Below are 24,276 nucleotides of genomic sequence, written 5' to 3' on the forward strand. Positions count from 1 at the left end.
ACAACGCGCCGCTAATAATGGCACATTTCAGCGTAAATATACCAGTCAGGCAGGGATATTTCGTGCGATAGCGTAGAGCTCAGGACCAGGAAAAGTTATGCTGCTGTCATTCTCATCACTTGCCGTGAAATATGAACAAAATTGTCTATGTGGAAGATGAGCCAGAAGTCGGTGAATTGATCGCCGCTTATCTTGGCCGCCACGATATTGAAGTGACTGTTGAAACGCGCGGTGACCGTGCTGAAGCGACTATTTTAGAAGCCGATCCCGATCTGGTGCTACTGGATATTATGTTGCCGGGCAAAGATGGCATGACCGTTTGCCGCGACTTGCGCGCGCACTGGTCAGGGCCGATTGTGCTGCTGACCTCGCTCGACAGTGACATGAACCACATTCTGGCGCTGGAGATGGGCGCCAACGATTACATTCTGAAAACCACGCCGCCCGCTGTTCTGCTGGCACGCTTGCGTCTGCATCTGCGCCAGGCGCAGGGTTCTCAGCCTGAAGTGGCGCCCGCTATTCAAAGTTCCCAGCGGGTTTTGCGTTTTGGTTCGCTGACCATCGACTCCCTCAATCGCCAGGTCACGCTGTTTGACGAGAACATCACCCTTTCCACCGCCGATTTTGATCTGCTGTGGGAGCTGGCCACGCATGCAGGCCAGATCCTGAATCGTGATGCCTTGCTGAAAACCTTGCGAGGGGTGAGCTACGACGGCATGGATCGCAGTATTGATGTGGCGATTTCTCGTCTGCGCAAAAAGCTGTATGACAGCGCCACCGAACCGTTCCGCATCAAAACCATCCGCAATAAAGGTTACCTGTTCGCGCCTCAGGCCTGGGATACCCGCTCCGCATGAGAAAGCTCTTTATCCAGTTCTATCTGCTGCTGTTCGTCTGCTTTCTGGTGATGACTTTGCTGGTGGGCCTGGTGTACAAGTTCACCGCTGAGCGTGCGGGCCGCCAGTCAATGAATGATTTGATGGCGAGTTCGCTGTTTCTCATGCGCAGCGAACTGCGTGAGATTCCCCCGCGAGACTGGAACAAAACCATCCGCAACCTCGACCTCGATCTGTCGTTTGAGCTGCATATCGAACCGATGAGTAAATATCAGCTGGATGAACCGGACATGCGCCGCCTGCGCGCCGGGGAGATTGTCGCGCTCGACGATCAATACACCTTCCTGCAGCACATTCCACGCAGCCATTATGTGCTGTCGGTCGGCCCGATTCCTTATCTGTTTTATCTGCATCAAATGCGCATTTTGGATATCGCGTTGCTGGCCTTCATCGGTATGTCTTTGGCGCTGCCGGTGTTTATCTGGCTACGACCGCACTGGCAGGAGATGCAGCGGCTGGAGAAAGCCGCGCAGCGTTTTGGTCGCGGCGAGCTGGATGTACGTACCCATTTCGAAAGCACATCAAGTCTGCACAGTCTTGGCGTGGCGTTTAACCAGATGGCCGATAACATCAACACGCTGGTCGCCAGTAAGAAACAGTTGATTGATGGCATTGCTCATGAGTTAAGAACCCCGCTGGTTCGCCTGCGTTATCGCTTAGAGATGAGTGACAATCTTAGCGAAGCCGAGTCGGCGGCACTCAATCGCGATGTCGGCCAGTTAGAGAGCCTGATTGAAGAGCTGTTAACCTATGCCCGCCTCGACCGCCCGCGTGTCGATCTTAATCTTCAGTCGTTTGATTTGGCGCAGTGGTTGCGTGTGCATATCGAAGATGTGCAAACCATGAATCCTCAAGCGCATATCGCGCTGGATATTCCGCAACTTGAGAATGTGGGCTCCGCCGATACCCGTTTGATGGAACGCGTGCTGGATAATCTGGTGAATAATGCGCTGCGTTATGCCCAACAGCGTCTGCGCGTCAGTCTGTGGTTTGACGGCGCCATCGGTAATTTACAGGTAGAAGATGATGGTCCAGGTATTCCACCTGAAGAGCGCGCACGCGTTTTTGAACCTTTTGTGCGTCTCGATCCTAGTCGCGATCGCGCGACCGGCGGCTGTGGGCTCGGGCTGGCGATTGTCCACTCTATTGCACAGGCACTGCAGGGACAGGTCACCATTGAGAGCAGCCCGCTCGGTGGCGCCAGCGTTCGCTTCTGCTGGCCGGTTGATCTACCCTTGCGAGATATTTCGCCCCGTTTACCGTCATAAGGAGCTTTAATTGTGACTTCTGCTTATCAGGAACTTAGCAAAACTTTCCAGCGCCTGGCACGCTTTGGCCATCTTGGGGCTATTGCCGGTGTCGATATGCAAACCACTATGCCACCCGGCGGCAGCCAGGCGCGCGGTGAAGCCATGGCGGAACTCAGTGTGTTTTTGCATGAACTGTTGACCGATAAACGCCTTGCCGGCTTATTCGACGCCGCCCAGCAGGAATCGTTGAACGATGTAGAGCACGCTAACCTGAGCGAGATGCAGCGTGCGTGGCAGCAAGCAACGATTCTGCCTGCTTCGTTGGTTGAAGCCAAATCGCTGGCCGGTTCGCGTTGTGAGCATGCCTGGCGCCAACAGCGCCCTGCCAACGACTGGCAAGGCTTCTCGGCTAACCTAAAAGAAGTGGTGAAACTCAGCCGTGAGGAAGCCCAGTTACGCGCCGAAGCGCTGGGTGTGTCTCGTTATGACGCGTTACTGGATGTGTTCGAACCGGGCATGACCAGTGCACAACTCGACAATACCTTTGGCGAATTAAAAAGCTGGCTGCCCGCGCTGCTGCAGAAAGCCGTCGAGAAGCAGCAGAAAACCGCCATCTCGGCGCCGGTGGGTCCCTTTGCTATTGAAGCGCAGAAGCAGCTCGGTTTGAGTGTGATGAAAACGCTGGGCTTTGATTTCAATCATGGTCGCCTGGATGTCAGTGCACACCCCTTCTGTGGCGGCGTGCCGGAAGATGTGCGCATTACCACCCGTTACAATGAGAGCGACTTCCTCAGTGCCATGATGGGCGTGATCCACGAAACCGGTCACGCACGTTACGAGCAGAACCTACCAAAGCAATGGCGTGGACAACCGGTGGCCCACGCTCGCTCGACTGCCATGCATGAATCCCAAAGCCTGTTTATGGAGATGCAATTAGGGCGCAGCAAGGCATTCCTGCAGCATATCCATCCGCAGGTTGTCGCCTTAATGGGTGACCAGCCGGCATTAGCGTTGGATAACTTTGTTCGCCAGACACAACGCGTGAAGCCAGGCTTTATTCGCGTGGACGCGGATGAACTGAGCTATCCAGCTCACGTGATTCTGCGTTACGAAATCGAACGTGCGTTGATTGAAGGTGAGATTGAAGTTGATGACATCCCCGCGCTGTGGGATGAAAAAATGCAGCAATCGCTGGGAATAGATACCCGTGGCAATTATCGTGATGGCTGCATGCAGGATATTCACTGGACCGATGGCGCTTTCGGTTACTTCCCGACGTACACCTTAGGTGCCATGTACGCTGCCCAGCTGTTCCAGGCGGTGAAGCGCGCGATTCCTCAAGTGGAAGATCTGATCCGTAACGGAGAGTTGCAGCCGGTGTTTGACTGGTTACAACAGAACATCTGGCAGCACGGCAGCCGCTTCCCGACGCAACAACTGTTAGTGAATGCCACGGGCGAAACGCTCAATCCGCACTATTTCCGTCAGCACCTTGAACAACGCTACCTCTCTGCGTAAACTGCGCGGCGGCCCAATCGGCCGCCCTTTTCACTTCCTTTACCCGCCTTTGTACATTCCGTTACACGCCGATACCAATGCCTCACGGAAAGACTGAATTGTTTTTCATATAGTTCTTTCACCGGCCCCGCAGTGGGCTACACATGAAAAAATAGTTCGAGGATTTTGCGATGAAAAAATTAGTTGCACTGGTGATCGCCGCTGCTATGGGTATGTCTTCTGTTGCTTTCGCTGCTGAGACCACTACAGCTGCTCCGGCTGCTGCCGCTACCACTACCGCAGCACCTGTTAAACATAAAGCGGTTCATCATAAGAAAGTTGCCCAGAAAGCGCAGGCAGCTAAGAAACACAAAAAAGTAGAGAAGAAAGCGCCAGCTGCACAGAAAGCTCAGGCTGCTAAAAAGCACCACAAAAAAGCAACCAAACCAGCTGCACAGAAAGCCCAGGCTGCTAAAAAGCACCACAAAAAAGTAACTAAACCAGCTGCACAGAAAGCTCAGGCTGCTAAAAAGCACCACAAAGTGAAAAAAGCGGCTAAATAAGTCGGCCTCTTAGCGCCAACACCGCATTAACGATTGAAAACACCCGGTTATGCCGGGTGTTTATTTACTGGAGTAGCGAAAAATGGTGCGTCGCTATCGCTTCGAAATTATCCTGATTGTGATGATCCTGTGCGGCATTGTTGCAGCCAGCTTTTTTATCTAGTCGTTGTAGCGTGCTGATTACTCCAATATTTCTCCCTTTTTTCCCGCTCTCCGACTATAGTTATCGCTCAAGCGTGATGACAATAACCACTTCTTATTCTCGCCATTGAGAGAACTATGCGCCTGGCTATCCTGTTACTTGTTGGTATTTTCAGTTTTAACCTCGCAGCACATGCCGATGATGAAGATGGGCCAAGCCCGGAAGACATCAAGACGCTATTTTTTGGCAAAGACCACCGCAAAGCCATTACGGATGTGAGTGCCGCTCCCTGGGATGCCATTGGCCAACTGGAGACCGAAAGTGGCAACCTCTGCACGGCCACCCTGATATCCGCCCATCTGGCATTAACCGCTGGACACTGCCTGCTCGCCCCTCCGGGTAAATTTGATAAACCGGTGGCGCTGCGTTTTATGTCAGGTGCTAAAGGCTGGCGTTACGAAATACATGATATTGATGCGCGTGTAGAACCTTCACTGGCGCGCAGGCTACAGGCCGATGGTGAGGGCTGGATCGTGCCACCGGGCGCGGCACCTTACGATTACGGGCTGGTCATTTTGCATAATCCGCCGTCGGGTATCGTACCCATCCCCTTATTTGACGGCTCACGTAGCGATTTAACCGATGCGTTGAAAACCACCGAACGCAAAGTGACACAAGCCGGTTACCCGGCTGATCACCTCGACACGCTCTATTCTCACAGCGACTGCCTGATTACCGGCTGGGCGCAACGCGCGGTGCTGTCTCATCAATGTGATACGTTGCCAGGCGACAGCGGATCGCCGCTGCTACTGAAAAGTGGTGATGGCTGGAAACTGATTGCGGTGCAAAGCTCTGCACCCGCACCGGCGGACCGTTATCGCGCGGATAACCGTGCCATCGCGGTGACGTCGTTTAAAGACAGTCTGGAAGAGCTGGCGAAATAAGATTTTCGCCACAGAATCGCTCACCTTCTTCGCGCCAGGGAGTTTCATGCGCAGTCAGCGATATTTCACTCACAGAGGCGCAGAAATAGCGCCTCTGTGCTTTTGTTGACTCAGCTAATCTGTTCCATCGCCTGCAGAATACGCTTATCAGAGATAGGATAAGGTGTGCCCAGCTGCTGAGCAAAATAGCTAATCCGTAACTCCTCAAGCATCCAGCGGATCGCCTGAACTTCAGCATCATCCTGACGCTGCGGGGGCAGTTTATTGCGCCATGCTTGCCACGCCTGCTCTGTGGCCTGCACTTTCAGCATGCGCGCACGATCGCTGTAAGGGTCAGTCGGCAGTTTTTCAAGGCGGCGTTCGATGCCCTGCAAATAGCGCAACGTATCGCCCAGATGCTGATAGCCATTACCGGTGACAAAGCCGCGGTATACCAGACCACTCATTTGCGCTTTAATATCAGACAGTGCCAGCGCCAGCGTCATGTCGACACGCCCCTTCAGGAACTTGTTAATATTGAACACGCTGGTCAGAATCTGCTCGACCTGTTTGGCAATCGTCACCACAGTTTCGTTCAATTCAGCACGCACTTTGTCGCGTAGTTGCTCGAAATTCTCCTGTTGCCATGCCGGACCGCCCGCTTCCGCCATCAGTTTGTCGACACCACAAGCGATGCAGTCATCAATCAAATCCAGCACTTTGCCGTAAGGATTGAAGTACAAGCCGAGTTTAGCTTTGTTGGGCAGTTTCTCATGCAGATACTTGATTGGCGACGGGATGTTCAGCAGCAGCAGGCGACGCTGGCCTCGCCACATCATCTTTTGCTGCTCAAGCTCGTTGTCGAACAGGCGAATGGCGACACTGTCTTTCTCATCGACCAGCGCGGGCCAGGCTTTAACCTGATAGCTGCCGCGTTTCTGCTCGTAACTTTGCGGCAAATCACCAAAGCTCCAGATGTGCAGTCCGCTCTGCTCCAGCCCATCGTCTGCGACTTTCGACAGCGTTTCCTGCACTTTACCTTTCAATACCTGCTTTAATTGATGCAGATCTTTGCCTTCCTGCAGCTTGCGATTGTGTTCATCCACAATGCGGAAGGTCATTTTCAGGTGATCGGGCACCTGATCCCACTGCCAGGCTTCACGATCAATGGTCACCCCGGTCATGCGGCGGAACTCGCGCTCCAGCGCATCCAGCAGCGGTAACTCCATCGCTTTTACACGACCAAGGAAAGCTTCTGCGTAGTTCGGTGCAGGCACCAGATTACGGCGCGTCGGTTTTGGTAACGATTTAATCAGTGCAATCACCAACTCACGGCGGACACCGGGGATCTGCCACTCAAAACCACCCTCTTCAACCTGATTCAGCAACGGCAACGGAATGTGAACGGTCACACCATCGGCATCCGCGCCGGGCTCAAACTGATAGCTCAGTTTCAGCTTCAGATTGCCCTGATGCCAGAAATTCGGGTAATCGAGCTGGCTGACTTTATCCGCGCCATCTTTGATCAGCATCTGCTTATCAAAACTCAGCAGGTCAGGATTGTCCTTGCTCGCCTGTTTCCACCAGCTATCAAAGTGGCGTGCGGAGACCACGTCAGCGCCAATGCGGCGGTCGTAGAAAGCAAACAACGTTTCATCATCGACCAGAATGTCACGACGACGTGATTTGTGTTCCAGATCTTCCACTTCACTGCGCAATTTGAGGTTGTTGCGCAGAAACGCATGACGCGTCTGCCAGTCGCCCTCCACCAGCGCGTGGCGGATAAACAGCTCACGACTGAGTGGCGCATCAATGCGGCTATAGTTGACCTTTCGCGCCTGCACAATTGCCAGGCCATACAGCGTGACTTTCTCTGTTGCCATTACCGCGCCCTGGGCTTTCTCCCAGTGCGGTTCGCTGTAGCTGCGTTTAATCAGATGCTGCGCCAGCGGTTCGATCCATTCCGGGTCGATACGCGCAGCCACACGGCCCCACAACCGGCTGGTCTCCACCAGTTCCGCCACCATGGTCCACTTCGGCGGCTTCTTAAAGAGACCGGATCCTGGGAAGATGGAGAAGCGAGCATTACGCGCGCCGGTGAATTCCTGCTTCTCATTGTCTTTCTGACCAATATGCGACAGTAATCCGGTCAGTAAAGCGCAGTGCACTTCACGATAGGGCGCGGGTTCGCTGTTAACCGGCATACCCTGTTCGCGTACCACCTGACGCAATTGCGTGTAAATATCCTGCCATTCACGCACGCGCAAATAGTTGAGAAAGTCGGTTTTACACTGACGCCGGAAGTGATTGCCCGACAGCGCTTTTTGCTGCTCCTGCAGATAATTCCACAGATTCACAAATGAGAGGAAATCCGACTCTTTGTCAGCAAAACGCCGATGTTTTTCATCGGATGCCTGCTGTTTATCACTTGGGCGCTCGCGCGGATCCTGAATCGATAAGGCCGCAGTGATGATCATCGCTTCACGCACACAGCCAAATTTTTGCGCTTCCAGTACCATGCGTGCCAGACGCGGATCGACTGGCAATTGCGCCAGCTGGCGGCCAGACGTCGTCAGCTTGTAGGTTTCATCCTCACTTAGCGTGATAGCGCCCAACTCTTCCAGCAAGCGCACGCCATCCTGAATATTGCGCTTGTCGGGTGCTTCGACAAACGGAAATGCGCCGATATCGCCCAGGCCGAGCGCCGTCATTTGCAAGATAACCGACGCCAGGTTGGTACGCAGAATTTCCGGATCGGTAAACGCCGGACGACTGAGGAAATCGTCTTCAGAGTAGAGACGGATACAGATCCCTTCCGACACACGTCCGCAACGCCCTTTACGTTGATTGGCGGATGCCTGAGAAATCGGCTCGATCGGCAGGCGCTGCACCTTAGTACGATAGCTGTAGCGGCTAATGCGCGCCGTACCGGGATCGATAACGTATTTAATGCCCGGTACGGTGAGTGAAGTCTCGGCCACGTTGGTGGCCAGCACGATGCGGCGTCCACTGTGTGACTGGAACACCCGGTTCTGTTCGGCATTCGACAGCCGCGCATACAGCGGTAAGATTTCGGTGTGCGGGATATCGCGCTTCATCAGCGCATCGGCGGTATCGCGAATTTCACGCTCGCCACTCATAAAGATCAGGATATCGCCACGGCTCTCGTGACCTAACTCATCGACCGCGTCAAAAATCGCCTGCAGCTGATCGCGGTCGGTATCGTCAGCGTCTTCCACCATTGGGCGGTAGCGCACTTCGACTGGATAGGTTCGGCCTGAGACTTCTATCACCGGCGCATTATGGAAGTGGCGAGAGAAACGCTGCGGATCGATGGTCGCCGAGGTGATGATCACTTTCAAATCGGGACGGCGCGGCAGCAGCTCACGCAGATATCCCAGCAGAAAATCGATGTTCAAACTGCGTTCGTGCGCTTCATCGATGATGATGGTGTCATATTGCAACAACTGACGATCCTGCTGGATTTCCGCCAGCAGAATACCGTCGGTCATCAGCTTCACTTGCGTCGTGTCGCTGACCTGGTCGTTAAAGCGCACCTTATAGCCGATAGTGCCGCCGAGCGAGGTTTCCAGCTCATCGGCAATACGATTGGCAACGGTACGTGCCGCCAGACGGCGCGGCTGCGTATGACCAATCAACCCTTTGACACCACGCCCGAGCGCCAGACAAATCTTCGGTAGCTGGGTGGTTTTCCCTGAACCGGTTTCCCCGGCCACAATCACCACCTGATGATCGCGAATCGCCTCGGCTATTTCTTGCTGCTTTTGACTGACCGGCAGATTTTCCGGGAAGGTGATGCGTGGCGTGGCCGCCGTGCGCTGTGCAATGCGCAGTTCAGCGGCAGCAAATTCGGCTTCTAGTTCTGTTGCAATGCCCTGCTGCGCGGCTGGATTTTTCACCTTCGCTGCGCCATGCAAACGGCGCTGCAAGCGCTGGCGGTCGCGCAGCATCAGATTATCGAGCCGCGTCCAGAGTGGGGCCAAAGGGGAAGTGACGGATGATGACATAGTGGTGTGTTACCTGTGGTCGCGGCGAGCCTGGCAAAGTGCGCTCGATGCCGGCTGAAATTTCCCGGCGGATTCAATCAATTATTGCCCGGCATAATAGCACACTCTGGACAACCTCACCTGACCGGACGTGCGACCTTATTCAATAATTTCGAACATAGGTCTCGAAATATTGCGCTTTTACCTCGCGGAGGATCTCCGTAGAGTGTAACGCATTGAGCGGTAAGCCAACCGCGTAACGCACAGGAAAACACCATGAGCAAAGTTTTAGTTCTGAAATCAAGCATTCTGGCCGGTTACTCTCAGTCAAACCAACTGGCTGACTTCTACGCTGAAGAAGCGCGCGCCAAAGGTAATGAAGTGACTGTTCGCGATCTGGCTGCTCAGCCAATTCCCGTTCTGGATGGCGAGTTGGTTGGTGCACTGCGTCCTTCTGATGCTCCGCTGTCTCCACGTCAGCAGGAAGCCCTGGCGCTGTCTGATGAGCTGATTGCAGAACTGCAAGCGCATGACACTGTGGTTATTGCTGCGCCAATGTACAACTTCAACATCCCTACTCAGCTGAAAAACTACTTCGACCTGATTGCGCGTGCTGGCGTGACTTTCCGTTACACCGAAGCAGGCCCGGAAGGTCTGGTCACCGGTAAACGTGCCGTGATCCTGTCAAGCCGTGGCGGTATTCACAAAGATACCCCAACGGATCTGCTGACCCCATACGTGAAATTGTTCCTGGGCTTCATCGGCATCACCGATGTGAACTTCGTGTTCGCTGAAGGTATTGCTTATGGTCCAGAAGTGGCGACCAAAGCGGCTAACGACGCGAAAGACGCCATCAAGCAAATTGTTGCTGCGTAATCTTAAGAACGTGATGAATACCCGAGAATAATGGGTATGATGCCATCTTTGCCGGGCCTGAGTGCCCGGCTTTTTTATGGCTGTGACTCAGATAATGATGGGTTTTACTTACGTAACCACTGCCCGTTGATACCGCGCACATACTCTCCACTGCCTGCGCGACTCACCAGCTTTTCGCCCGCGATACGTGCCACTTCACTGGTGCTCAGATTGTTCTGCTGCGCGACGCGCTTATATTGTTGCATACGGCCATCATTAATCCGTTTCACCAACGCCAGGGTTTCATCATCCTGTTGTCGCGCCGCCACATAGCCACTGAGTGTTTCCCCCACGCGCCCCTGCTGCCGCGCTTCGTCCAGCGTCAGCGCCCACGCTGAAGGCACCAGCAGCAGCACCAGCAACAATGCCATCGCTTTCGATTTCATCATGCCGCTCCTCAAAACAGGCCGCTTTGGTTTTTCAGCAACGCTTCCACATCTTTATCGACCTTGATGTGGATTTCATGTTCGATCTTCACGTTCATATTGATGGTGATCGGCTCTTTCGGTGCCGCCACTTCAATGCGCGGCACGCAACCGATCAGCGGCAGCCCAGCTGCCAACACCAGCAATGCCCTGAGGCTCATGGTTGGGGATCCTTCTTTGATGGCAGAGTGGCATTTTGTTCCACCCAGGATTGCAAATTATCGCCAAAGCGCAGGCTGCGCCACAGCTGGAACAGATTTTCCTGATGCCGATAGTTGAGGTTAATCGACTGTCGGCGATTACTAAACTGACTGGTGCCTTTCACTTCGGACTGCATCGTGAGATTGCCGAAGTTATCGAGGTCCAAAGTGGCCCACGAACGGGAAATCTCCATGTAGCGCAGCCAGTCCATGGCGGCACCCGCGGCAAAGTTATTACTGACGATGGCATCCGCCATATCTTTATCCATGCGGAAGGTCAGCGGGCCGCTGTTGGCAATCCAGCCCTTCTCAATCAGCCATTGCGGATTATTCACCCATAGCGGTAGCTCGCCATTCACTTTGCCCGACATGGCGAACTGCTTGGGTTTGATCGCCGTAATCAGCTTGCTGAGGTTGATTTCACGCAGCGAAACGCGCGCGGGTTCATGCTGCGGCATGCGCAGTTCAGGCATGCTGACATGGCCGCCTAACAGATCGAGATTCACGTTACTGAGCGTCAACGGCTGGCGCTCTTGCCATGGATAGTGGCCCTGCAGATCGGCAGTGATGTTCTGCAACGCAAACTGGTTTTTGACTTCAGCGATGCGCAGTGAAACCGGACCGCGACGCCCTAACTGCCATTGGTGATCCTTGAGACGGAACGGCAGCGTGAAGTCGATGCCATTGATTTCACTGTCCGGCATCCACACGCTGCCCTTTTTTACTGCCCAGAAACCACCGGCTTCGAAGCCCTGTTTCGACGCCGCAGAAAACGCCATTTGCGCTCTCAGTTCACCTGACTGAATGCGCATCTTCAAATCGCTACTGAGCAACGGCTGGAACACCGTCAGTGACTGAGCTGGCCACCAGGCTTCACCGCGCAAACGTTCACCATCCCAGCGCCCGTGTACCCTTACCGGGCCGATATCTTCAGCAGTTAACTGACCGCGCCAGATAAAACGACTCGGATCGCTGCCTTTGGCCTCAAAACTCAGTTCTGAAGGCGGCAGCCAGCCGCCATAGCTAAACTGCGTCTGACCAGATTTCAGGGTAAAACCCCCGTTGAAAGCCGGACGCGCGACGTCTCGTTGCCAGCGAACCGGTGCGGTTAAGGTCAGGCGCGGTTTGTCGACTTGCACCATGCCATAGGCTAATTGATCAAAGCCGGTATTGAGTGTGTCCAGGCTGATTAACGTATCCTGCCAGCTGCCCGTGCCCTTCACATCCCATTTGGCATTGAGCGGCTGCATCAATCCATCACCCCAGTATCGCCAGTTCCAGCGCCCACTGTCCGGCCAGAAATCGCTGGCGCGACCATCCAGATGCAGCGTAAAGCGACCGAAGTTGGGATCGTGTGCCTTCAAGATGGCCTGCAGGCGGCCATTAATACCGCGCGAGCCAACGGTGACGCCTGCCAGTGGCCAGCGCGTTTCATCCACTTCCAGCGTCGACAGTAATCGACCGCGCAAACGCAGCAGTGCACCTTGTTTAAGCGTGATTTGTGGATCGGTCAACATGCCGTGCAATATGCCCGGCATGCTGCCGAACAACTGCAGGTCGGCAAACTTACTTTCGCCGGTCAGCTGGAACGGTAACGCGCTGTCGGTAAGGCTCAATGTGCCCGGCCCGACACTCAGCACCAGGTTACCCTTGCCCCCGCGTCCCTGAGTTAGCAGGTTAAACCGACCACTGATCTGGGTGTTTTCCAGCCCCTGCTGCCAGTTGTCGAGGGTGAGCGCCAAACCACCGGACAGCGGCTGATCGGCTTGCGGCCAGCGCCAATGTCCCTGAGTGATACGTATCTGCTGCGCATCGACCTGCCACGGTAACTGCAACAACGGCTGATCGTCACCCTGCTGATTAATCACCAGCGTGCCTTGCTGCTGCTGCCAGTTAAGCGTCATCGCCAGCGGCTGCGGCCACTGCGTCAGATTGACAGCACCGCTGAGTTCACCCGCCACCGGCAAACCGTTAGCAAAGGTGGGCAGCGTAAGATCACCGTGCAAATCGAGCGGTTTTGGTAGCAAAGGATGACTGATTTGGAGTTGTGCGATCTGCAGTTGCTGCCCCTGCAAACGTGCATCTAGTTGAAGGTTATCGCCCTGATAATGTAACTGCTGGACGCTTTTATCGAGGCTGAGATCAAAACGGCCGGCATATTGCTGCCAGGGTAAAATAGTCAGTTGCTCCAGATGGATATCGGCACCCGGTAACATGTGTTGCCATTCGGCCAGACTGCGCGGTGCACCGCTGGAATCGCTCTGTGGCAGGGCTTGCAGGCATTCACTGTTGAGCTGTACGGCCTGTGCACTGAGCTGCCAGCGTTTATGTTGCCAACCCAGCGCGACATCTTTGACATTCGCCAGCTCGCAGTCACCAGCCAGATAGCTTACCGCCGGAAAATGCACGCCGCCGTTGTGCCAGCGCGGTGAACCATTGAGCTCAACGCGGGTATTTTCCGGCAGCCAGATGCCCGCCAGACGCGGCAACCATTGCGTCAGCGTCAGCAGTAATCCCAACAGCAGCAATATCAGCGCCAGTAGCGCAGCAAGTGTTCGACGGAGGCCCCGCGACATGGCAGTTAACTATCCTGTTCTTTACGCAATCCTGACGGAGATGATGTCATGTTATGCCCGGCAAATGAAGGTGTTAGCTATATAGCCTGGCTGAAGATCAGCAAAATGATGCAGAAAACGTTATTCTGTGATGATACCGACGTTGCATTTTTCAGGAGCGAAATAATGAAAGTTGCGGTTTACAGCACCAAACACTATGACCAGAAATACTTTGAACACGTCAATGCCAGCTTTGGATTTGAGCTGCAGTTCTTTGACTTCCTGCTGAGCGAAACCACGGCCAAAAATGCGGCGGGCTGCGATGTGGTGTGCATTTTCGTTAATGATGATGGCAGTAAAGGGGTGCTGGAGGAGCTGGCGGCACTGGGTGTGAAAACCATCGCGCTGCGCTGTGCCGGATTTAATAACGTCGACCTTGAAGCGGCTGCCGCCCTCGGTTTGCAGGTGGTACGCGTACCGGCCTATTCGCCGGAAGCGGTGGCTGAACACGCGGTGGGGTTGATGATGACGCTGAATCGCCGCATTCACCGCGCCTATCAACGCACGCGTGATGCTAACTTCTCGCTGGATGGCCTGACCGGTTTCAATATGCACGGCAAAACGGCGGGTGTGATTGGCACCGGTAAAATCGGTGTGGCGACCATGCGCATCCTGAAAGGCTTTGGCATGCGTTTACTGGCGTTCGATCCTTATCCAAGTGCTGCTGCACTCGAACTGGGTGCCGAGTATGTCGATCTGAAAACGCTGTTTGCCGCATCCGATGTGATTACGCTGCATTGCCCAATGACGCCTGAAAATCATCATCTGCTCAATGCACAAGCCTTTAATCAAATGAAAGATGGGGTGATGATCATCAACACCAGCCGTGGTGGCCTGATCGACTCACAGGCAGCCATTGATGCGCTGAAGCAGCAAAAGATAGGTTCACTCGGTATGGATGTGTATGAAAATGAGCGCGATCTGTTCTTTGAAGATAAATCGAACGATGTGATTCAGGACGATGTGTTCCGTCGCCTGTCAGCCTGCCATAACGTGTTGTTCACCGGCCATCAGGCATTCCTGACTGCCGAAGCCCTGACGGCGATTTCCGAAACCACGCTCAGCAATTTACAGCAGCTTGAACGTGGCGAAGACTGCCCGAATCAGGTGAAAGCGTAAAGATGTGGCGCCTGCCTCAGCGGGCGCACTGTCCACCCATCAGCGCCTGCTCGTCACAACGACGGCCATTGGCTAACTGACACATGCCAATACGCGATCCATCCAGCTGGCGTGAAAACGCCAATGTTCCCCCGGCATTACTGCAATTCACTTCGGCCATAGATGCCATAACAACATGCGGTTGAACGTGTGCTGCGGTAGCCTGTTGTGGTGGTTCGTCATCACTGTTGCTGCTGCAGGCAGAAAGTAACAGTGCTGCACCGGCCAGCAGTAAGGTAGCGGCTTTCATCGGTCGGGCTCCGGGGAGTTGGGCGTAAAAGAGCCCCCAGCATATGTCAGGTGCGTTAAGGGATCGATAGGCGACACAGCTTTTTACAAATTTTTTTATCGCCTTTTGCAAGCAGAATTATCCTGATTGGACCTGATCAGCCTTTTTTCACCGAAACAATCCTATTTATCAATGCATAAGGAGGAATCATGCTAACAGACATGTTGATCCGTATTGCGCTCGCCGGCATTTTAGGTGGTTTGATTGGCCTCGAGCGTCAGATGCGCGCCAAAGAGGCCGGATTACGCACCCACATTTTGGTGGGTATTGGCAGTGCCATGTTTATGCTGGTGTCGAAGTATGGCTTCGCGGACATGCTTGATAGTGATCACGTGGCGCTGGATCCCAGCCGAATTGCCGCACAGGTGGTGAGTGGGATGGGCTTCCTCGGCGCCGGTACCATCATCATCCAAAAACAAGTGGTCAAGGGTTTAACCACCGCCGCAGGTTTGTGGGTCACCGCCGCGATTGGCCTGGTGATTGGTAGCGGCATGTATGAAATCGGTATTTATGGCACGGTGCTAGCGCTGGTGGTGTTAGAAACTTTCCGTCGCATCAGTCATTGGCTGATTGGCCGCCATCACACGCTAATGGTGCACCTTAAACCCAAAAGCGTGCCGCTGGTGTTGCTGGTGCTGCAACGCGAGAATATCCGTTACGGTCACATTGCTGTGGTAAATCGGGATGAGGAGAATGGCCTGTGTGAACTCAGCGTTGAGGTGACATTGTCACGCAGTGCCGCTATTCACACCATCTACGATAAAGTGATGGAAATCAAAGGCGTTCAATCATTAGAAATGATGTAAAAACCAACAACCTTAGATGGCAGTGCGCTCACCTGTCGCCACCACACAGATGAAAAAGTCCAACCAAATTGCTTTGCTAAAGTGAATTATTACCCCCGTAAAGTTTCGGGTTTCTCAGCGTAGCAAAGGACGATTTATGATTACCGTCGACGGCAACGGTGCGGTGGCTTCGGTCGCTTTCCGCACCAGTGAAGTGATCGCCATTTATCCCATCACGCCCAGTTCCACCATGGCGGAACTGGCCGACAGTTGGTCTGGCGAAGGTCGCCGCAATATCTGGGGTGATATCCCTCGCGTGGTGGAGATGCAGTCAGAAGGCGGCGCGATTGCTACCGTGCACGGTGCGTTACAAACCGGCGCCCTTTCCACCACGTTCACGTCATCGCAGGGCCTGCTGCTGATGATCCCGACGCTGTATAAACTCGCCGGGCAGCTGACACCGTTTGTCCTGCATGTTGCTGCGCGAACTGTTGCCACGCATGCGCTGTCGATATTTGGCGATCACTCTGATGTGATGGCGGTGCGCCAGACCGGTTGCGCACAACTGTGTGCTTCCAGCGTGCAGGAAGCGCAGGATTTCGCGTTGATTTCTCAGATGGCTTCACTCAATAGCCGCGTGCCCTTTATCCACTTCTTCGACGGTTTCCGCACCTCACATGAAATCAACAAAATCGTTCCTATTAGCGATGAAACCCTGCAAGCACTGATGCCAGCACAAGCGATCGCAGAACATCGTGCACGCGCATTGACGCCGGATCGTCCAACCATTCGCGGCACCTCCGCCAATCCTGATACCTATTTCCAGTCACGCGAAGCCACTAATCGCTGGTATGACGCCTGCACCGGCCATGTTGAAGCCGCTATGGACGCGTTTGCCGCTAACACCGGTCGCCAGTATCAGCCGTTTGAGTTTTATGGTCATCCGCAGGCTGAGCGCGTGATAGTGATGATGGGGTCGGGCTGCGGCACCGCCGAAGAAGCGATTGATGTTCTGTTGCAGCGCGGCGAAAAGGTCGGATTGGTGAAAGTGCGCCTCTATCGTCCGTTCTCAGCGGCGCATCTGATCAAAACGCTGCCTGCTTCGGTTCAGCGCGTGGCGGTGCTGGATCGCACCAAAGAGCCCGGCGCACTGGGTGAACCGCTGTTCCTGGATGTGATGACCGCACTGGCTGAGGCCTTTAGCCGGGGTGAACGCCCGACCCTGCCGAAAGTGATCGGCGGACGCTACGGTCTGTCATCGAAAGAGTTTGCCCCTGATGCCGTGCTCGCTGTGTTCCGTGCGCTGCAGCGTGAACAACCGCCTGCGCGTTTCAACGTGGGTATTTATGATGATGTCACGCACTTATCGCTGCCGATGGAGGCCAACATCGTGCCGAACCGGGCGCGACTGGAAGCGCTGTTTTACGGCCTCGGCAGTGACGGCAGCGTGAGCGCCAGCAAAAACAACCTGAAGATCATCGGCAATGCCACGCCGTGGCACGTGCAAGGCTATTTCGTTTATGACTCGAAAAAAGCGGGCGGCCTGACTGTTTCCCATCTGCGCGTCAGTGAACATCCCATCCAGTCGGCTTATCTGGTGCAACAGGCTGATTTTATTGGCTGTCATCAACTGCAATTTATTGATAAATATTCGATGCTTGACCAGTTGAAACCGGGCGGCATTTTTCTGCTGAATACGCCTTATGCCGCTGATGAAGTCTGGTCACGCCTGCCGCAGGAAGTGCAGAGCCAGCTTAATGACAAGCAGGCGCGGTTTTATGTCATCAATGCGGCGCGTATTGCGCGTGAATGCCAGCTCGGTGCGCGCATTAATACCGTGATGCAAATGGCGTTCTTCCAGTTGACGCAGATTTTGCCCGGCGACAGTGCATTAACCGAACTGCAAAACGCCATTGCACGCAGTTACAGCAGTAAAGGCGAGGAGCTGGTGCAGCGTAACTGGCAGGCGCTGGCGATGGCTCAACAGGCGCTGGAAGCGGTGCCGCTACAGGCGGTTGATCAGCAAAGCCCGCACCGCCCGCCGGTGGTATCCGATAGCGCACCGGATTTTGTCAAAACCGTCACCGCCGCCATGCTGGCAGGATTAGGCGACAAATTGCCGGTGTCCGCACTGCCGCCAGACGGCACCTGGCCCGTTGGCACCACACAGTGGGAAAAACGCAACATCGCCGAAGCGATCCCCATCTGGCAACCCGACCTGTGCACGCAGTGTAATCACTGCGTAGCAGCCTGCCCGCACGCGGCGATTCGCGCTAAAGTCGTTGCGCCTGAAGCCATGGACTCCGCGCCTGAATCACTCGCTTCTCTCGACGTCAAATCACGCGATATGCGCGGCCAGAAATACGTGTTGCAGGTGGCACCTGAGGATTGTACCGGCTGTAATCTGTGTGTCGAAGTGTGCCCGGCCAGCGATCGCCAGCACCCGAAGATTAAAGCCATCAACATGCAATCCCGTCTTGAGCATGTTGAAACTGAAAAGGTGAATTACGATGCGTTTCTTGCGCTGCCGGAAATCACGGCGGAACAGCTGGAACGCATTGATATTCGCACCTCACAACTGATCACCCCGCTTTTTGAATATTCAGGCGCCTGTTCCGGCTGTGGGGAGACGCCGTATATCAAGTTGCTGACGCAGCTGTATGGCGATCGTCTGTTAATTGCCAACGCCACCGGTTGCTCATCCATATATGGCGGTAATCTCCCCTCCACCCCTTACACCACTAACGCTGAAGGACGCGGACCGGCATGGGCCAATTCCCTGTTTGAAGATAATGCTGAATTCGGGCTCGGTTTCCGCCTGAGCGTTGATCAGCAGAAACAGCGTGCGCTACGTCTGTTAGATCAGTGTGCGCCACAGTTGCCTGACGCTTTAGTGGCAGCATTGAAAGAGGAAAATGTCCTGCCCTCTGTTCGTCGCGAGCAAATCGTTGAACTGCGTCAGCAGCTGGCGGCTTCATCATCAGCGCACGCAGGCGAATTGCGGGTTATCGCCGATGCGCTGGTGGAGAAATCTGTCTGGCTGATTGGAGGCGATGGATGGGCCTATGACATCGGCTATGGCGGTCTTGATCATGTGATGAGCCTGAGCGAAAACGTCAACGTGCTGGTTCTCGACACCCAGTGCTATTCCAATACCGGCGGACAAGCCTCCAAAGCCACGCCGCTCGGCGCAGTCACCAAGTTTGGCGAGCAAGGGAAGCGCAAAGCACGTAAGGATTTAGGCGTTGCCACCATGCTGTATGGGCATGTGTATGTGGCCCAAATTTCGCTGGGCGCGCAGTTGAATCAGACGGTGAAAGCGATTCAGGAAGCGGAAGCCTGGCCCGGCCCATCGCTGATCATCGCCTACAGTCCGTGTGAAGAGCACGGTTACGACCTCGCCTACAGCCATGAGCAGATGCGATTGTTGACCACCAGCGGATTCTGGCCGCTGTATCGTTATGACCCTCGACGTGCAGAACAAGGTAAAGCGGCACTGGCGCTGGACTCTCGCCCGCCCACCTCGGTGCTGGAAGAGGCATTGATGAACGAGCAGCGTTTCCGCCAGTTGCAAACCCGTGAACCGGAAGCCGCCGCGCAGATCTGGCAGGATGCAACCGAAGCCGCCAATCAACGCTATCAAAGACTGGCGGAAATGGCCGGTAAAGTAGAGAAAAGTGACTAAATGAACTAAGCCCGGCGCGCTGGCCGGGCTTAATGATTTAACAGGGTTGAAGCTGAATAATTGCCATCTCAACCGCGCGATTGGGCGAGCCGGTTAACTCCCGATAGCGCAGTTGCAGATTACGCAATTCTGTCGCTACCACCTCTTTTTCTGTTGCTGATCCACGCTGTGCCAGCTCGAGATAACATTGCCCGACTAGCCGGCACGCTTCTTCAAAAACCATGTCGTACGTTTGCATCTGCCTCTCCTCACCTTTAGAAACTAAAAAAACACTTCATCCATCCTGTCAGGCAGCGATGCGCACAATCTTTACCCAGATCAATAAATGGGCATATTGTTCTGGCAAAGTGTGCGGTTTTATCGCAGGAATCCTTGAAAAGAGATCACATCAGACTGGCATTCGCCTGCGCAATCCGTACCATACGCACTCATGTCATAAGGGTTCATTGCCGCTGAAGCTTTATTCAGCCGCCAACGACCCTTGCGTTCATTCTCAAGCGTGAAAATAATGTCAGAAAATCAAGAAGTAACCAAAAAGAACAATATAATCTGAAGACATAAGACAGTTACTACAAGTTCTTGGCAGTAATGGATAGCCTTGATATTTCATTCGGTTAGAATATTGCATAAGTACGCAGTTTTACACTGACCGCCAATGACAATGCCCCATTTAGTGCTCTGAAAAAGATATTTGCCCCTGATTTCGCCCCTCATTTATCTCCCTGAATAGATCGTTAGCTCCCACAATCGCTGCATTATTAATCTTTATGAAACATCAAAACTATGTGCGCATCAGTTATTTTTCCTAAGTTGTGCCAGGCTTAGAGTCGATGCCTCATTAATGGAGATTAAAATGAATAAAGTTGCCTGGCTCGCAGTAATGTTACCTCTCAGTTTTGGCGCTTGTGCTGAAACCGGCGGATTTGAAGCGGGTAAAACACCACCTCCTCAGAGCAAAGAAGATGCAGGTTATAAAGGATCCGAAGACACCGCGGAAACACCGATCACACTGATAAAAGATTTCCGCCAGGGCGGTTATGTCACTCTTGAAGGTTACATTGTTAAAAAAGTGAAGGGCAACATTTATCAGTTTCGTGATAGCACGGGCACAGTAAACATTGACGCTCCAGAGGCTACCTTTAAAGGCAAAACCTTCAATTCTGAAGATAAAATCCGCGTCAGTGGCAAGGTGTTTGGCAAAGGTAAAAATGCGCATTTAAAAGTTTCACGTATAGACGAACCCTGATAAGTAAACGATGGCCCCGCTCATTAAGGGCAGGGGCCTGACCCCTTAATAGCTAGCGCTAGCTCAAACGGCTAGAGTGTGCATCCATAAAATCCCGTGGTTGAAAGCCTGACACCTTCAGCACATACCGAATAAGTTCAATACTACTTTCAATAAACGTCCATCTCTCCCGCTTTAGATTACATGATGGCAAACCTGCTATTTAATGATTGCGAATCTGACTATAGCAAGCTGAATAAAGGATTTTGATTGTTTAACTTTGCTCCTGGTGTAGAGGTAAACTTCACTCGGTTAAGCTAATTATTTTATGGTGTTAGGCCACTAACACTGCTTAGTTTTATCTATGGCAAAGCAGGCATTACCTTAAAAAATTTACTTAGTCATGACTTAATCTTACCGCTTCGCATGCAATCCCATTATCACAGTCTAAACTCTGTTTTATCGCTACCACTTTCCTGTGATATCGATAAAACTCCGTTTGATCATGATTCGCACTCTTTGTGCAGGCCCGGCTCGCCACCAGCTCCGGGCTTTTCTTTTAAATGGAGATTCTCATACGCTTCTGTTTTTGAATCTTTCAATATTTCTAAAACGAGCACTAATGGAGCATTTTGAAAAGAGGGTATTAAATCAGAGGTGCTGTACATAAATTAAGCGCACCTTTCCATTTGATGAGAATTTAGCCTTTGAATGCATTTCTGTCCGGTTCAATGCGATTCTTCCGGCTTCAATTGTACTTTTTGAATGACTGTTAGCCAATGCAAGTATTATGTGTTTTTTATTTTCAGGCAATTACAGTGGTGCACAATAACCATATTGACTATACGTTCACTTGCCCCTGACGGGTGTTTTTTTGTACTCAACTGGCAATGGTTGCATCACTACATGCGATACAATGTAAGATGCGTCATATCAGAAAGTACAATCATTATCCCAAAGATTGCCCACGATTAAACTCACCTGTAGTGCGGTCTTTCTTCCTGTATGGTCTACAGTTGTTGGTAAATAAATTCCTCCTGAATGAGAAAACAGGTCCGTATGAGAAACCTGACGATTCCTGCACTAACGACTGTGCTTTTGCTTGCAATAATTTTTCTGCTACAGGCACAATGGATTTCCATGATGTGGTAAAACGCCTTATCATGGCAGAACAATAAAAAAGATAAATGATTATTAGACACTCTCTGCACAGGCTGAACTCAAGGGCATCCTGTGCTTTTTTTTGCGTCAAAGTCTGTGTACTTCATTAAAGAGTCTATTTCATGCTGTTAACGTTAATATCGGATTACTTAAGTAAAAGGCGAAAGATTCTCCACCCGAATTATCCTATCTATCGTTATGTGTCTTTCTTTTGACCTTCTTACACTGCCCCCCTGACTGAATCACCTTCTTCCTGCCATCATCAAACCTCAAAACATCAACTGTTCTCATTCTTTTTGCCGCTTCGCTAGCGTTTAATCAGTTACAGTCTATTTTCAAAAGGTCGCCTTTTACTTCCCTGTTTAGACGACACAACTCTTATTGGAAATGTTTGGCATACATTGATGCCGCCCGGGTGACTGGATTCTCCCGGGCTTTTTATTTACTGCATCAGATTGGCGATCTATCTTGTACCTTTATGGCCGTGACCTCATGAGTAACTACGCCAAGGATAGCCATATCTTCCAGTAAGTCTTCTTCCAGAATCACTCCTTCATCCGTTATTACCCGGTTTGGATGTGTGTATAGGTTTCCCCACTCATACATCCCTAACATATCCAGCAAAACAGTATCACCATCTTCCGGCCGCAGTCGTTCATCAATGATACAGGTCCGCCCCTGAAACTCGACCACATAACATGTTGTGCTTGTGGGTAGCAGCAGTTGAAGAGGATTTAGTAAAAATGTCACCTCGCAACGGGGAGGTCCGAAAAGCGGGTGGTGTAAGCCGGCGACAGCATTTCCCGCTTCATAGCCCATGTTTTCTGCATACCCTGTCCTGCAAACCATAATTTCCCCTTCCCGCTTTGGTTAAGGCCGTCAACGACACGCATCAGCGTTTCACTGTTAGCCTGTGGCTTAAATTCGTCAAAGAGATTGAGCTGAGAAACGCCCTGGCTGTAGAAATCTCCCAGCATAACGCCGGCTTTCATAAAGCGGCATCCATCGAGCCTGATGCGATCCAGTGACTCCATGGCCACGCGGATAATGTCCCGCGTGTCGTTGGAGGGTGTTATCAGCGAGCCCATTGCCTGATTACCGTAAAACGTCTCCCCTACCGCGTGCGGACTGGTTCGGACGAAAACGGCTATCTGCCGGCAGTATTGTCGTTCACTTCTGAGCTTTTCGGCCGCGCGCTCGGCATAAGCACACACCGCCTGACGCATATCCTGGTATTCCGTTATGCGGGAACCGAATGAACGCGAACAGACAATCTGCTGTTTCGTGGGCGCAAATTCCTCCAGCTCGAGGCAGGGTTCGCCACGCAGCTCCCTCACCGTCCTTTCCAGCACCACATTGAAATGCTTACGGATGATGTACGTGCTATGCTCTGAAAGGTCCTTCGCGGTGATGATGCCCATCGCATTCAGCTTTTTGCTAATACGCCTGCCCACTCCCCACACATCCTCGACCTTCACCAGTTCCATCAGCCTGCGCTGGCGCTCAATGTTCGATAAATCCAGCACGCCCCTGGTTTTCGTCCATTTTTTGGCGGCGTGATTGGCCAGCTTGGCGAGCGTCTTAGTGGGTGCTATCCCCACTCCAACGGTCAGATGCGTATCGCGCTTTACGCGCGCGCGAATTTCCCGCCCGTAGTCTTCCAGCACACGGCAATTACGTATCCCGGTCAGGTCCATAAAAGCTTCGTCAATAGAGTAGATTTCAACTGAGGGTGCCATATCTTCCAGAGTGGTCATCACTCTGTTACTCATGTCTGCGTATAAGGCGTAATTGGAACTGAATACCTGAACTTTATGACGCCTGAACTCGTCTTTGAGCTTGAAGTACGGTGCCCCCATAGGCAGCTGCAGTGCTTTCGCTTCTGCCGAACGCGCGATAACACAACCATCGTTGTTAGAGAGGACAACTACCGGCTTGCCACGCAGGTCCGGTCTGAACACCGTTTCACAGCTGGCGTAAAACGAGTTCACATCCACCAGGGCAAACATTAACGGCCCATCGTCTTAATGGAGTGCCGGACAACGCCGAAGATTTCAAACTGGTCGGCATCGGGAATCGGAATGATGGCATGTGCTGCATTCATTGGCTTTAGGTGGAGGACGGGCCGGGTCATCAGTTGCTTCACGGTGAACTCTCCAGAAATTGCAGCCACGATGATGTCGCCATGCTCCGCGTTGACGGAGCTGTCCACCACCAGCATGTCGCCATCGTTAATACCACCCTCGATCATCGAATCACCACTGACCCGGATGAAATAGGTCGAACTGGGATGGCTGACCAACAGATTATTAAGATCCAGCCGCTGTTCGACATAGTCCTGAGCAGGCGAAGGAAAGCCACACGGGACTCTGGCAATAATAAGCGGCAACTCCAGATTGGCGCGGATTTCCGATGGTCTGAAAAACTCCATGATAATAATCCCAATAAACACTGTATGTATAAGGGTCTTCCCCTGTTGTGGTGGCTGTTGTAGGATTTTTGCTGTTTACCGAACAACAGGAGGAGAACACTTGAATAAT

General features: G+C 52.9%; 19 protein-coding genes. 10 read left to right on the forward strand and 9 right to left on the reverse strand.

The annotated features are described in order from the left end of the window. Positions 1-131: 131 nt before the first annotated feature. The 5 genes from rstA (at position 132) to JK231_RS03060 (ending at position 5,292) form a co-directional block, all read left to right on the forward strand. Positions 132-857, forward strand: a complete 726-nt coding sequence (gene rstA, locus JK231_RS03040; protein ID WP_034830927.1) for a two-component system response regulator RstA — start codon at positions 132-134, stop codon at positions 855-857. Beyond that, positions 854-2,164, forward strand: coding sequence for a two-component system sensor histidine kinase RstB (rstB, locus tag JK231_RS03045; protein ID WP_160832974.1), 1,311 nt, complete (start codon positions 854-856; stop codon positions 2,162-2,164). The genes rstA and rstB overlap by 4 nt, the downstream gene beginning before the upstream one ends. 12 nt (positions 2,165-2,176) lie before the next feature. Next, positions 2,177-3,664, forward strand: a complete 1,488-nt coding sequence (locus tag JK231_RS03050) for a carboxypeptidase M32 (protein WP_211727960.1) — start codon at positions 2,177-2,179, stop codon at positions 3,662-3,664. Between the two features lie 170 nt (positions 3,665-3,834). Beyond that, entirely contained in the window at positions 3,835-4,206 is a 372-nt protein-coding gene (asr, locus tag JK231_RS03055; RefSeq protein WP_211727961.1) for an acid resistance repetitive basic protein Asr, read from the forward strand. A 279-nt stretch (positions 4,207-4,485) separates the two neighbouring features. After that, positions 4,486-5,292 (forward strand): serine protease, encoded by an 807-nt coding sequence (locus JK231_RS03060; protein ID WP_034821307.1) that lies wholly within the window; start codon positions 4,486-4,488, stop codon positions 5,290-5,292. A 110-nt stretch (positions 5,293-5,402) separates the two neighbouring features. On the opposite strand, the gene hrpA is transcribed toward JK231_RS03060, so the two are convergent. Beyond that, positions 5,403-9,299 carry an ATP-dependent RNA helicase HrpA gene (gene hrpA / locus JK231_RS03065; RefSeq protein WP_058959774.1) on the reverse strand — a complete coding sequence of 1,299 codons (3,897 nt, stop codon included), beginning with the start codon at positions 9,297-9,299 and terminating at the stop codon, positions 5,403-5,405. A 255-nt stretch (positions 9,300-9,554) separates the two neighbouring features. Here hrpA and azoR point away from each other — a divergent pair, with 255 nt between their 5' ends. Continuing rightward, positions 9,555-10,154 (forward strand): FMN-dependent NADH-azoreductase, encoded by a 600-nt coding sequence (gene azoR, locus JK231_RS03070; RefSeq protein ID WP_034821315.1) that lies wholly within the window; start codon positions 9,555-9,557, stop codon positions 10,152-10,154. Positions 10,155-10,258: 104 nt separating this feature from the next. Here azoR and JK231_RS03075 read toward each other — a convergent pair whose 3' ends face one another. From JK231_RS03075 to JK231_RS03085, 3 genes are read right to left on the reverse strand one after another with little or no spacing between them, the layout of a single operon-like run. Then, a complete protein-coding gene (locus JK231_RS03075; protein WP_211727986.1) occupies positions 10,259-10,579 on the reverse strand; it encodes a YdbL family protein in 321 nt (106 codons plus the stop codon). An 11-nt stretch (positions 10,580-10,590) separates the two neighbouring features. Next, a complete protein-coding gene (locus tag JK231_RS03080) occupies positions 10,591-10,779 on the reverse strand; it encodes a YnbE family lipoprotein (RefSeq protein ID WP_013509194.1) in 189 nt (62 codons plus the stop codon). Next, on the reverse strand, positions 10,776-13,394 hold the full coding sequence (locus JK231_RS03085; protein WP_211727962.1) for a YdbH family protein: 2,619 nt from the start codon (positions 13,392-13,394) through the stop codon (positions 10,776-10,778). The genes JK231_RS03080 and JK231_RS03085 overlap by 4 nt, the downstream gene beginning before the upstream one ends. Positions 13,395-13,559: 165 nt before the next feature. On the opposite strand from JK231_RS03085, the gene JK231_RS03090 reads away from it, so the two are divergent. Beyond that, on the forward strand, positions 13,560-14,552 hold the full coding sequence (locus JK231_RS03090; protein ID WP_211727963.1) for a 2-hydroxyacid dehydrogenase: 993 nt from the start codon (positions 13,560-13,562) through the stop codon (positions 14,550-14,552). 16 nt (positions 14,553-14,568) lie between these two features. On the opposite strand, the gene JK231_RS03095 is transcribed toward JK231_RS03090, so the two are convergent. After that, a complete protein-coding gene (locus JK231_RS03095) occupies positions 14,569-14,841 on the reverse strand; it encodes a DUF333 domain-containing protein (protein ID WP_034821326.1) in 273 nt (90 codons plus the stop codon). A 188-nt stretch (positions 14,842-15,029) separates the two neighbouring features. Between JK231_RS03095 and JK231_RS03100 the strand changes: the two genes are divergently transcribed. Both JK231_RS03100 and nifJ read left to right on the forward strand, forming a co-directional pair. Then, the gene (locus JK231_RS03100) at positions 15,030-15,686 is read left to right on the forward strand and encodes an MgtC/SapB family protein (RefSeq protein WP_034821327.1); all 657 of its coding nucleotides are present in this window, start codon (positions 15,030-15,032) and stop codon (positions 15,684-15,686) included. Between the two features lie 136 nt (positions 15,687-15,822). Then, positions 15,823-19,350 (forward strand): pyruvate:ferredoxin (flavodoxin) oxidoreductase, encoded by a 3,528-nt coding sequence (nifJ, locus tag JK231_RS03105; RefSeq protein WP_211727964.1) that lies wholly within the window; start codon positions 15,823-15,825, stop codon positions 19,348-19,350. A gap of 37 nt (positions 19,351-19,387) precedes the next feature. Here the strand turns inward: nifJ and JK231_RS03110 are convergent, their stop codons facing one another. Further along, the gene (locus JK231_RS03110) at positions 19,388-19,588 is read right to left on the reverse strand and encodes a DUF2767 family protein (protein WP_034821329.1); all 201 of its coding nucleotides are present in this window, start codon (positions 19,586-19,588) and stop codon (positions 19,388-19,390) included. Between the two features lie 615 nt (positions 19,589-20,203). Here JK231_RS03110 and JK231_RS03115 point away from each other — a divergent pair. After that, entirely contained in the window at positions 20,204-20,596 is a 393-nt protein-coding gene (locus JK231_RS03115; RefSeq protein ID WP_097117058.1) for a NirD/YgiW/YdeI family stress tolerance protein, read from the forward strand. A gap of 482 nt (positions 20,597-21,078) precedes the next feature. Here JK231_RS03115 and JK231_RS03120 read toward each other — a convergent pair whose 3' ends face one another. The 3 genes from JK231_RS03120 to umuD all read right to left on the reverse strand — a co-directional run bounded on the left by JK231_RS03120 (position 21,079) and on the right by umuD (position 24,167). Then, a complete protein-coding gene (locus tag JK231_RS03120; RefSeq protein ID WP_211727965.1) occupies positions 21,079-21,243 on the reverse strand; it encodes a hypothetical protein in 165 nt (54 codons plus the stop codon). A 1,239-nt stretch (positions 21,244-22,482) separates the two neighbouring features. Beyond that, positions 22,483-23,745 carry a translesion error-prone DNA polymerase V subunit UmuC gene (umuC, locus tag JK231_RS03125; protein ID WP_211727966.1) on the reverse strand — a complete coding sequence of 421 codons (1,263 nt, stop codon included), beginning with the start codon at positions 23,743-23,745 and terminating at the stop codon, positions 22,483-22,485. Next, positions 23,745-24,167: a translesion error-prone DNA polymerase V autoproteolytic subunit gene (gene umuD / locus JK231_RS03130; protein ID WP_097117057.1), complete on the reverse strand. Its 423-nt coding sequence runs from the start codon at positions 24,165-24,167 to the stop codon at positions 23,745-23,747. Before umuD ends, umuC begins: the two co-directional genes overlap by 1 nt. Positions 24,168-24,276: the final 109 nt, after the last annotated feature.

Origin of the sequence: Pantoea sp. JGM49, from assembly GCF_018257655.1 — a bacterium.
GTDB lineage: Bacteria > Pseudomonadota > Gammaproteobacteria > Enterobacterales > Enterobacteriaceae > Pantoea > Pantoea communis.